This is a genomic window from Stutzerimonas stutzeri (assembly GCF_019090095.1).
In the GTDB taxonomy this organism is placed as follows: domain Bacteria; phylum Pseudomonadota; class Gammaproteobacteria; order Pseudomonadales; family Pseudomonadaceae; genus Stutzerimonas; species Stutzerimonas stutzeri_AN.
This window is the reverse complement of the sequence record NZ_JAGQFP010000001.1, coordinates 2187181-2197654: the sequence shown is the minus strand read 5'-3', so window position 1 is coordinate 2197654 and position 10474 is coordinate 2187181. Positions and strand designations below refer to the sequence as shown.

The following is a 10474-nucleotide window of genomic DNA, read 5'->3' as shown; positions in this document are numbered from 1 at the left end:
GCGGCGCATTGGCGTATGGGCGAGCCAGGTGCTGACGATGTCGTTCGATGGGGCGGGTCGCAGGCAGAGCCAGCTCCTACAAAAGCGAGGCGGTGTGCGGTGTCGGAAGCGCGGCGGTGCGCAGGGTGTGGCAGCTTTTCTGTAGGAGCAGGCTCTGCCTGCGATGACCGGGCTGGGCGCGGCTCAGCCGCCCAGCCCACCGTAGATCTTCAGGTCCGCTCTGGTGTCGATCAGGTTGGTGCGGCTCGTTGGCGTATGAGCGAGCCAGGTGCTGATGATGTCGTTCGATGGGGCGGGTCGCAGGCAGAGCCAGCTCCTACAAAAGCGAGGCGGTGTGCGGTGCGGGACGCGCAGGTCGCTTCTTAGTAGGAGCCTGCTCCTACAAAGGCGCAGCGGTGTGCGTAGAAGCGCGGCGGTGCAGGTGTGGCCGCTTTTCTGTAGGAGCAGGCTCTGCCTGCGATGGCGGGGCTGGGCGCGGCTCAGCCGCCCAGCCCGCCGACGATCTTCAGCCCGCTCTGTCCGTTGCCCTGTCGCTGTACCTGGATCTGCACCGGGATGCGCTCGTGCATTTCCGCCACGTGGGAGATCACGGCGACCTTGCGGCCCTGTGCCTGCAGCGAGTCCAGCGCGTCCATGGCGATCTGCAGCGACTCCGGATCAAGGCTGCCGAACCCTTCATCGATGAACAGCGACTCGATCTTCAGCTTGCTCGACGCCATCGAGGCCAGGCCCAACGCCAGCGCCAGAGACACTAGAAAGGTTTCGCCGCCCGACAGCGAATGCACCGAACGCAGCTCGTCGCCCATTTCCGTGTCCATGACCAGCAACCCCAGTGGGCTGCCGCCGCGCTTGAGCCGATAGCGGCGAGCCAGCTGGCGCAACTGCACGTTGGCGTGCTGCACCAGCAGGTCGAGGTTGTAGGCCTGGGCGATCTTGCGGAAGGCGCCGCCGTCGCTGGAGCCGATCAGCGCGGCGATACGGCCCCAGCGCTGATTCTCGGCCGTGGCGTCGGCGATCTGCTCGAGCAGCGCCTGGCTTTGGTTACGACGCCGATCATCGTCGAGCAGCGCGGCGCGGGTTTCGGTGCTGCGCTGTTCGGCGCGCTCGCAACTGGTTTGCTGGCTGCTGAGTTGGGCGTCCAGCGTGGCGGCGTCTGGTGGGGTCGGCTGCCCCGCCTGATGGGTCTTGAGCCGCTGCTCGCAGCCGTCCAGCCGCTCGCGGCCACGGGCAAGCTGTTCGGTATTGGCGCGCAGCCGCTCGCGCGCTTCGGTGAGCAGCGTGTCGTCCAGCTGCAGGAGCTGCTCGAGCGTCGTATCGTCCAGGTCAGGGTGCGCGGCACGCCAGGTCGCGAGTTCCTCGCTGAGCGCACTGCGTTCGGCCAGCAATTCGTCGCGGCGCTGGCTGCAGTTGTGCTGTTCGCCGGAGAGTCGGGTCAGTTCGACCCGTGCCGCGTTCAGCTGCTGGTCGACCTCGGCTTGTCTCTGCCGAGCAGTCTGGATTGCGCTGTCGAGGTGCTGTTGCCAAGCCTGGGCGCTGGGCTGCCCACCTAGACTATCGCTAAGCGCCTGGCGGCAAGCTTGCTCGCGGCTTTGCAGCTCAGCGAGCCGGTCGGCGCAGGCCTTGCATTGCTCCAGGCGATGCTGCTGTTGCAACTGCTCACGCTCCAGTGCGGCCTGGCGCTGCTGCTGCTCCTCGGCCAATGCCGTCTGCTGTTCGACTTGCTGGCGCCGCGCTTCAACCTGGCCGTCCAGCTGCATGAAGGTCTCGGCCGGTTTTTCGCGCCAACGTTCGAGCATGCCCTTGGGCAACAGCCCGGCGAATTCGGCCAGCTCTTCCTCGAGCCGCGCGTCGTCGCGGGCGATGGCGTCGCGCTGTGCCGCGAGCGTTTGCGTGGCTTGGACGCAGGTGTCGCGTGCGCTCTGCCAGGCGCTTTGCAGCGTTTCGGTCTGCTGTTGCAGCGCCAGCAGCTCGCGCTGGCGGCGGTGAGCGCCGGCACTATCGGACCTGAGTGAGGCCAGGCGGCTGTCGAGCCAGCTTTGTCGTTCGGCTTCTGCCTGGTCGAGCAGCTCGGCGTAGCCGGGCAGGTCCGCCAGTTGCGCCTCGAGCTTGGCCAGGTCGTCGGTAATTTCTGCCTGCCGTTGCCCGTTCTGCTTGATGCCGGTGGTTAGCGCGATGTGCTGATCGCGCAGGGCTTGCAGCTTTTCGTCCTGGGCGTTGAGTTGCCGTTGCGCTTGCTCGACCTCACGCTCGTCCTGTTGATCGAGGGCGGCGAGCAGTGCATCGCGATCGTGCCAGGGGTGCTCAGTACTGCCGCAGACGCTACAGGGTTCGCCGGCTACCAGCGCGGCTCTTAGGGCTTCAACGTTGGCGCTACGGGCGAGGCGCTGTCGCTCCAGCAACGCCTGCACCACTTTCAAGGCTTTTTCCGCGTCGTCGCGTTCTGTGCGCGCCAGCTTGCCTGCCTCGGTGAGTTGTTCCAGCTCCTTCTGCTGACGGCTCTGTTCGCTCTGTAGCGCGCGCTGTTGGGCGACCCACTGCAGCTGACGGGACCAGAGTTCGCGCAGGTTTTCGAATGCACGCTCGGCGTCGCGAAGGGCTTCGAGGTTCGTCGTCAGTTGCGCCAGTTGCTCGCCGAGGCTGGTGTCGCCTCCGATATGTTTTTGCAGCGCGTCCAGCGCCGCTTTGGCACTGCTTTGCGCCGTTTCGGCGGTCTTGGCAGCGGCTTCCAGGGCGGGCAGTTCCTGACGGCCTTGCTGCAGACGGGCGGCGATCTGTACGGCCTGTTGCAGGCGCGGGCGGTAGCCGCTCCAGGCTGTGCACAGCGGTTGCAGTTCGGCGCTGGTGGCGAGCTGCTCGGTCAGGCTGGCGAGCTGTTGGGCGGCCCGTTGCTGATGTTGGCGTAGCTGAGTGAGGGTGTGTTCGCCTGTTTTGCGCGCGGTTTCGGTCTGTTCGGCTTGCCCTTGTGCGTCGTGCAGGTCGGTGCGCAGGTGGCTGAGGCGTTCCTCTTCCCGGCGCGCGGCAGCCAGTCGCGGTTCGGCTGCTTTCAGGCCCTGTTCCGCGGTTTTCAGCGCCTCGGTGGCGGTTTGGCAAGCCTGCTCCAGCGTTGCCAGACGTTGCTGGACGGCGGCGTGGTCCTGCGCGTGACGGGCGAGCGTTGCCTCGACCTTTGTCAGCAACGGCGCCAGGTCGCGCTCGCGGATAAATCGATGGCGCTGCGGTGCCAGCTGCTCGAACAGCCCGAGGATGCGTCGGGCGTCGGCCAGATTTTCCTGCTCTTCCTCGGCTTCGGCGAGTTGCCGCTGGGCGGCGTCACGCTCTTGTTGCAGGCGCGCCAGATCCTGCATCCACTGGCGCTGTTGTTTGAGCGCGTCGAGTCCTTGCTGCAGATTTTTCAGCTCGGCTTGTTGTTCCTGAAGCTGTGCTTCAAGCGCCTGGCGCGCCTCGGCGTCCATCGGCTGCACGCCGCCGGCCTGTTGCTGCAAGGTGGCAAGCGCCTCGCGTGCGCGTTTGGCCGCTTCGAACGCGGCCTGGCCCAGGCGGCTGTAGAGGCCGGTGTCGGTGAGCTTTTCCAGCAGGGTGCCGCGGTCGTTGTCGTCGGCCTTGAGAAAGGCGGAAAACTCGCTCTGCGCCAGCAGCACGGCCCGGGTGAACTGCGCCAGGGTAAGGCCGAGCTTGGCTTCGAGCAGCTCCTTGAATTCGCGCTTCTTGCCGCTGGCCAGCAACTGTTCGCGGTCCAGGTCGAGCAGGCTCTGGCTGCTGGCCTGCAATTTGCCGTCGATCTTTTCCCGGGCGCGCTTGACCTCCCAGCGGGCGCGATAGCGGTGGCCGTCGACGCCGATGAAATCCACTTCGGCATAGCCACTGGCGCAGCCGCGTCGCAGCAGGTTGCGCTCATCGCCGCTGCCGATCTCGTCCTTGCCGTCCGGGACCTTGCTCAGCAGCGAAGCGCCGTCGAGCCGTGGTGTGCTGCCGAACAACGCCAGACACAAGGCATCGAGGATGGTGCTCTTGCCGGCGCCGGTAGGCCCGGTGATGGCGAACAGGCCGGCGCTGGCCAGCGGCTCGGCGGTGAAATCGATGACCTGCTCTCCGGCCAGCGAGGCGAGGTTCTTCAGGCGGATGGCGAGGATCTTCATCGCGCGTCTCCTTCGCCAGCGAGCTCGACGCCGCGCAGCAGGCTGGCGAAGTCGTCCAGCGCCCGGTCGTCGGGCGGGTTGCCGAACTGTTCTTCCCAGGCACGGGCGAAGAGCTCTTGCGGGCTGATCTGGTCGAGGCCGAGCAACACTTCGGAGTCGGCCTCGCCACGACGGCCGGTATATTCGCTGGCGATGCGTACCAGCCGGCAGGCCTTGCCGGCGAGGGCCGTTTCGATGCGCTGACGCAGGTCGGGCAGCGGCTCCTCGAGCTGCACCCGTACTTCCAGCCACGGCAGGTTCTCGGCGAACAGACCCAGCGGCGGCAAGGCTTCAAGCTGGCTCATCACCTCGGCCAGCGGCGCGCGGCCGATACGGATCATCTCCACCGCGCGAGGCACGGGCAGCGGCTCGACGCTGGCGAGCTGGTCGCCGTCGAAATCCACCAGCAGGACCTGATGCGGGTAATTGATCTCGCCAAAGGACAGCGGCAGCGGTGAGCCGCTGTAACGGATGCGCGCCTGCCCGGCGACTTTCTGCGGCTTGTGCAGGTGGCCGAGGGCAACGTAGGCGATGGGCTCCGGGAACAGACTGGCCGGCAGCGCCTCGGCATCGCCGATGACGATGTTGCGCTCCGAGTCTTCCGATACCGCACCGCCAGCCATATGCGCGTGGCTCATGGCGACCAATGCCTGGCCGGGCTGGCGCTGGGCTTCGGCAGCGGCGATCAGGTGCTGGTGAACGTGGCGGATGCCGAGCATGTAGTCATCTCCGGCCTCACCGCCGGTGACTTCCGCCGGGCGCAGGAAGGGTAGGGCGAGGCACCATCCCGCGACGTGGCCCTTGGCGTCGTGCAGCGGCACCAATAGGCGGTCATGGTCGAGCTGGTTCTCGGCGATCCAGCTGATGCGGCCGATGGCATGGGCATTGAGGCGCCGCATCAGCGGCCCGGGCAATTCGATGCGCCCGCCGGAATCGTGGTTGCCGGCGATCATCACGATGTCCAGCTGCGGCAGTTTTTCGTGGGCGTGGACGATGAAATCGTAGAGCCGCTCCTGGGCTTTCAGGGGCGGATTGACGGTGTCGAAGATGTCGCCGGCGATGAGCAGGGCGTCGGGCTGGTGCTGGACGAGCTGGTCAAGCAGCCAGGCGAGGAACTGGGCGTGTTCGTAGTCGCGGTCCTGGCCGTGGAGGGTCTGGCCGAGGTGCCAGTCGGAGGTGTGGATCAGGCGCATACGCACGGCCTTTTTACGGTGGATTGGCGGTTAAGCGCGATTGGAGTCAGCCGTCCAGACGCAACGGTCTCGCAAAGCTCCTGGGTGGTTTTTTGTAGGAGCGAGCTTGCTCGCGAAGGCGTTTGGCATGGGACGCGTGGGGTACGGCCTGTTGCTGAGGTTTGCTGTTGCATTGGTTTCGCCCTGCTGGGCGAGTCCCTTTTGGCAGTCGCCGGATGGCCGGCCCCGCCCAAAGGAACCAAAAGGTCTTGCCCCTGCATTCGGGTCTCGCTGCGCTCGACTTCCCTCGTTCCATCGCTGCTCCGAGGGTCGCCGCGTAAGGGCCATCCATGGCCCTTCACGGCTCTCGCGGCATCCATGCCGCTCGCCCCTCTGCGCATCGATTCCATTCGGCCTTCTGAAAGGGGCGGTTCGGTGGTGTCTGATGGGCCGTGCAGCGAAGCGGTTGTGCGAGTTTCGGGCGATCGTAGGGTGGGTAACGCGAAGCTTACCCACCGATTTTCGAAGGCTAGGTTCGAGACCAATCGCGGCGTCGATTGCGGTGGAAAATGCTTCGCAGTTTTCCACCCTACGAAGCCTGTCGAAGATTGAAGCGCTTTGTTGCTGTCGCTGTTTAAAAACTCCCAGACGACTCGGTCCCGAGTCCCCTTCAGGAGGCCGAGCGTAGGCGTTGCGTAGGGGGTCGCGAGGCATGGATGCCGAGCGAGGAGCGATGGGACATGGATGTCCCTTCGCGACGACCCCCGGAGCAGCGCCGGAGGGAGGGAAGTTTTGCGCAGCAAAACCCGGATGTAGGGGTGGCCTTCTTTTTGGTTACTTTTTCTTGGCCACACAAGAAAAAGTGACGCGCCGTGCAAGGCGCAACCTGCCGCCCGGGCTGAGGAAAGCGCAGCGTCGCACGCACAGGTCTGCGCCTGCACCTGATCGCGAACAAGTTCGCTCCCACGAAAAGCGATACGAGTCGCCACCCCCATCAATACAACCACCCCTTCAATCCCTGCAGATTCCTCACCTGAATCTGCTGCGCCGCCGCATTCGCCAGCACCGTATTCGGATCGATCTGATACCGCTGCAACACGTACTGCACCAGGGCGCCACGGGTCGCGATGCGCAGCTCGCCATCCTGCATCCCGTAATCGGTTGCGATGATCGCCTTCTGCTCGGCGTTCAAGCGCACATCCGGCTCGATCACCACCTCCACCGGCGTGTTCCAGGCCTCGTCCTGTTCGGCCCGGTTCTCGCTTTCATCCATCAGGTCCGGCTCGCCGCGAAAGCGGCTCAGTACGAAGTCGCGGTAACCGCGGTTCTTCTCGCAATAGGCACGCACGTGCCAGCGTGTGCCGGTGAAGACCAGCGTGTGCGGCGCCATCACCCGGATCTCGACGTCAGGATGGGCGAGGGAGACGTACTCGGTTTCCAGCCGCAATCCCTCTCGACAGGCTTTCAGAATCGGCCGCAACACCTCGGGGCGGATGCTGCGGTCGGGCATGTGCAGCACTTCGGTGTGCGCATAGGCCAGCGCCAGCCCTTCGATGTGCGGGGCGCGGTCGCGGTTCTGGTCCAGCAGGTGCAGGTAAGCGCTGGCACTGCCATCGATGAACAGCGGCTCGAAGTCCTTGCTCGGCTTGTAACCCTTCAAATGACGGTCATATGTAAGGTTATTCGGCGCGTGCTCGTTCAGGTAGGTGTTGATGTCCTTCGACGCCTGCTGGCGGCTGATGCCGAAACTCTGCATCAAATGGCCAGTGGTCAGGCGGCCTTCCCACCAGGCGATCGTCTCGATCAGGCGGTAGCGCAGGGCCAGATCCCAGCGAATCTGACTGATCGATTGTGTGCGTTTCATGCGCGCCTCATGTGCTGGAAAACTTTACACGCCACTATCGGCTAGCTCGACGTGTCGTGCAAAGCTACATATATTCCAGGTGTGCATCAAGCGAGCCGAACGAGGACGATGAGACCATGAGCCTGTTATCGAACGTGCTGCTGTTTTCCGCCACCGCCGTTGCCGGCATGGGTGTGCTGGCCTGGCTGGCCTACGGCGCCAACGACCGGGAGTGATTGGGGCGGGGCGTTGCGCTTTACAGTTTTTTGTCGATGGGCGGTCATCCGATGAGTGGTTCGGAATCTCCGAGTGCCTAGCCGGGTCTTTGTTGCAGACTCAGTGCATGAGGCGTTCATGAAAACCTTGTCCCGTTACCTGGCCGAGAACTTCCCGGCAGATTACAAAACTCGCGTAGAGCCCCAGGACGATGGCTACCTGGTGGTCCGCGTCGGCTATCCCATCAACGGTACCGAAGCCATTCGAACCGTCTCCGGACGGCAGGTGCAGAATGGCTTGCTGGTGGAAACCATGCTGGACGACATGCGCAGAGAACTGGCGCGCCCGCAATAGATTGCGCCATCGCTGCTTTTCCGATTCGCTCGATCATCACCCACGACGCGTGGGCGCAGGCAAATGAACGCTTGCCCGTAGACCGCCGAGCGGACTTTGTTCAAGTGTCAGCCGGCCATTCCAGGCGGCGAGGATATCCCGCACGATGCCAAGCCCCAGGCCGTGCCCGTCGGCGCGTTCGTCGAGGCGGATGCCCCGCGCCAACACAGCTTCGCGTTGATCTTCCGGTATGCCCGGTCCGTCGTCTTCAACCTGAATAAGATAGCCGCCGGGCGTCGGTTCGATACGCAACAGCACCTCTGAGCGGGCGAACTTGCAGGCGTTGTCCAGCAGATTGCCGAGCAGCTCGAGCATGTCTTCTCGATCCCAGGGGAGGCGGCACTGCTCATGAGCATGCCAATGCAGCTTCAGGCCGCGACGGTGGATCATGTGCAGCGTCTCGAACAACGGCGCGAGTTCTTCGGCGCAGTCGAAATAGGCGCCGGGCAACACGTCGCCGGCCAACCGTGCGCGCCCCAGTTCACGGGCGACGCGTTGCTGGATCTGCTCCAGCTGCTCTGCAAGCCCCGCCTGCAACTGTGGATGAGCCTGCAGCTCTTGGTGACGGATGAGGCTGCCGAGCACCGCCAGCGGTGTCTTCAGCGCATGTCCGAGATTGCCCAGCGCATGGCGCGAGCGCTTGAGGGTGTCATCGGTGTGGGCCAACAGGTGGTTGATCTGCTCGACCAGGGGTTGCAGCTCGAGTGGTGCCTGGATATCCAGTTGCTGGCGCTCGCCCTGCTGCAGTTGCGCGATCTGCTGGCGCGCGCGCTCCAGAGGGCGCATAGCGAGCTTGACGGCATAGCGTTGCAACAACAGCCCTATTGCGAGGGCCGCGCCCACCAGGCCCAGGCCGCCCAGGCGAACCTGGGCGAAGCTGTCAAGAATGGGCGTGTAATCGCGCGCCACGCTGATGACGATCAGCTGCCCATCGCGATGGTATTCGGCGCGATAGATCAACAGTCGCTGCCCCTGTGGCCCATCTACCAGATCGTTCGCCAGGCCGTTGACGTTCGGCCACGTGGGTTCTGCGTCCCAGAGCGAGCGCGAGCGCCAGCTGCGCGTCGGTAGTTCGATGCGGAAATAATGGCCGGAGAAGGCGCGCTGGTAACGCGGGTTGAGCCGGGTCGAATCGAGCTTGAAGCCCTCCGTGCCCCGCACCATGGCGATTAGCAGGCCTTCGGTTTCTTCCCGCAGGTCCTCGGCCAGGTTGCGGCGCAGCCCGGTCTCGAACAGCCACAGGCTGGTCTGCACCAGCAGCAAGCCGATCAACAGCAGGGCGGAAACCAGTCCGACGCTGAGGCTGCGCTGGATCGACTTCAAAGGGCGCCGCCGAAGCGGTAGCCCTGGCCGCGGCGGGTTTCGATCAGCTCGCGGCCGAGCTTGCCGCGCAGGCGATTGACGTGCACTTCGATGACGTTCGAATCGCGCTCGGTTTCGCCGTCGTAGAGATGTTCGGTCAGCTGCGTCTTCGACAGGAATTGCCCGGGATGCAACATGAAGTAGCGCAGCAGCCGGAATTCGCCGGCGGTCAGCTCGATGTCCTGGCCGTCCTTGCGGCACCGCTGGCAGGCTTCGTCCAGCGCCACCCCGCCGGCTTCCAGCAACGGCTGGTTGGCGATGCCGTGGGCGCGGCGCAGCAAGGCCTGGATTCGCAAAAGCAGCTCTTCCGGGTGGAAGGGTTTGGTCAGGTAATCATCAGCGCCGGCTTTCAGGCCTTCGATTCGCTCCGCCCAGGAGTCGCGGGCCGTGAGGATCAGCACCGGTGTCGCGACGCCACGCGCGCGCCAGGCCTGCAACACCTCCAGCCCCGGCTTGCCTGGCAGGCCGAGGTCGAGAACGATCAGGTCATAAGGCTCGCTACCGCCCTGGTAGTCGGCATCGCGGCCATCGGCCAGCCAGTCGACGGCATAGCCCTGGCGGGTCAGGCTGTCGGTCAGTTCGTCAGCCAGCGGGACGTTATCTTCGACCAGTAGCAGGCGCATCAGTCTTCTTCGTCTTTTAGGATGCGACCGTCGCGCGCGTCCAGTTCCAGTTCGCGCGCAACGCCGTCGGCGGTGAGCAGTTCGATTTCATAGATGTAGCGGTCATCCTCTTCTTCCAGCTCCGCTTCCAGCAGCCGTGCGCCGGGATGGCGTTCGAGCGCCTCGTGCAGCAGGGTTTCCAGCGGCCGGATCAGACCGTCGCGGCGCAAGCGCAGGGCCTCGTCCTGATCCAGGTCGCGGCTCGCCGCCGGCATGGCAGCGAGCAGCAGGGCCAATGGAAGGGTGAAAAGAATGGCGGGTCGCATCAATCGTCCTGGTGGTCCTTGAGCACTTCGCCGGTCTTGGCGTCGAGCTCCATGTCCCATTGCACACCTTTGTCGTCGCGCAATTCAACCTGATAGATGTGGCGGCCGTATTCCTCTTCCAGTTCGGTCTCTTCGACCTTGGCACCGGGATGCTTGGCCAGCGCGGCCTCGTTCAGCTTCTCGAACGATTGGATTGTGCCTGCGTCGCGCAGTTTCAAGGCTTCGTCCGGGCCAAGGTCGCGGGCCATGGCGAGGTTCGCACCCAGGGTCAGGGTGGCGGCGGTGATCAGGGTAGTCAGGGTTTTCATAGTGATTTCCTCAGTGGGTTTCGACGATTCACAGGCTACCGATCCTGGCTTACACGAAACTGAACCTGGCGCGTCGG

At 64.6% G+C, this 10474-nt stretch carries 8 protein-coding genes; 1 reads left to right on the top strand and 7 read right to left on the bottom strand.

From position 1 onward, the window contains the following. Positions 1–479 precede the first annotated feature (479 nt). From KVO92_RS09705 to KVO92_RS09695, 3 genes are all read right to left on the bottom strand, one after another. On the bottom strand, positions 480–4136 hold the full coding sequence (locus tag KVO92_RS09705; RefSeq protein ID WP_217475371.1) for an AAA family ATPase: 3657 nt from the start codon (positions 4134–4136) through the stop codon (positions 480–482). Beyond that, complete coding sequence (locus tag KVO92_RS09700) at positions 4133–5368, bottom strand: exonuclease SbcCD subunit D C-terminal domain-containing protein (protein WP_217475370.1); 1236 nt, start codon at positions 5366–5368, stop codon at positions 4133–4135. The genes KVO92_RS09705 and KVO92_RS09700 overlap by 4 nt, the downstream gene beginning before the upstream one ends. A 973-nt stretch (positions 5369–6341) precedes the next feature. Beyond that, the gene (locus tag KVO92_RS09695; RefSeq protein WP_217475369.1) at positions 6342–7211 is read right to left on the bottom strand and encodes a helix-turn-helix transcriptional regulator; all 870 of its coding nucleotides are present in this window, start codon (positions 7209–7211) and stop codon (positions 6342–6344) included. Positions 7212–7544: 333 nt separating this feature from the next. Here KVO92_RS09695 and KVO92_RS09690 point away from each other — a divergent pair, with 333 nt between their 5' ends. Next, entirely contained in the window at positions 7545–7760 is a 216-nt protein-coding gene (locus KVO92_RS09690) for a hypothetical protein (RefSeq protein ID WP_021207532.1), read from the top strand. A 36-nt stretch (positions 7761–7796) separates the two neighbouring features. Here the strand turns inward: KVO92_RS09690 and KVO92_RS09685 are convergent, their stop codons facing one another. From KVO92_RS09685 to KVO92_RS09670, 4 genes are read right to left on the bottom strand one after another with little or no spacing between them, the layout of a single operon-like run. After that, positions 7797–9122, bottom strand: coding sequence for a sensor histidine kinase (locus KVO92_RS09685; protein ID WP_217475368.1), 1326 nt, complete (start codon positions 9120–9122; stop codon positions 7797–7799). Further along, complete coding sequence (locus KVO92_RS09680; RefSeq protein ID WP_217475367.1) at positions 9119–9784, bottom strand: response regulator transcription factor; 666 nt, start codon at positions 9782–9784, stop codon at positions 9119–9121. Before KVO92_RS09680 ends, KVO92_RS09685 begins: the two co-directional genes overlap by 4 nt. After that, positions 9784–10089, bottom strand: a complete 306-nt coding sequence (locus KVO92_RS09675; RefSeq protein ID WP_217475366.1) for a PepSY domain-containing protein — start codon at positions 10087–10089, stop codon at positions 9784–9786. The genes KVO92_RS09680 and KVO92_RS09675 overlap by 1 nt, the downstream gene beginning before the upstream one ends. After that, positions 10089–10397, bottom strand: coding sequence for a PepSY domain-containing protein (locus KVO92_RS09670; RefSeq protein WP_021207528.1), 309 nt, complete (start codon positions 10395–10397; stop codon positions 10089–10091). Before KVO92_RS09670 ends, KVO92_RS09675 begins: the two co-directional genes overlap by 1 nt. Positions 10398–10474 lie beyond the last annotated feature (77 nt).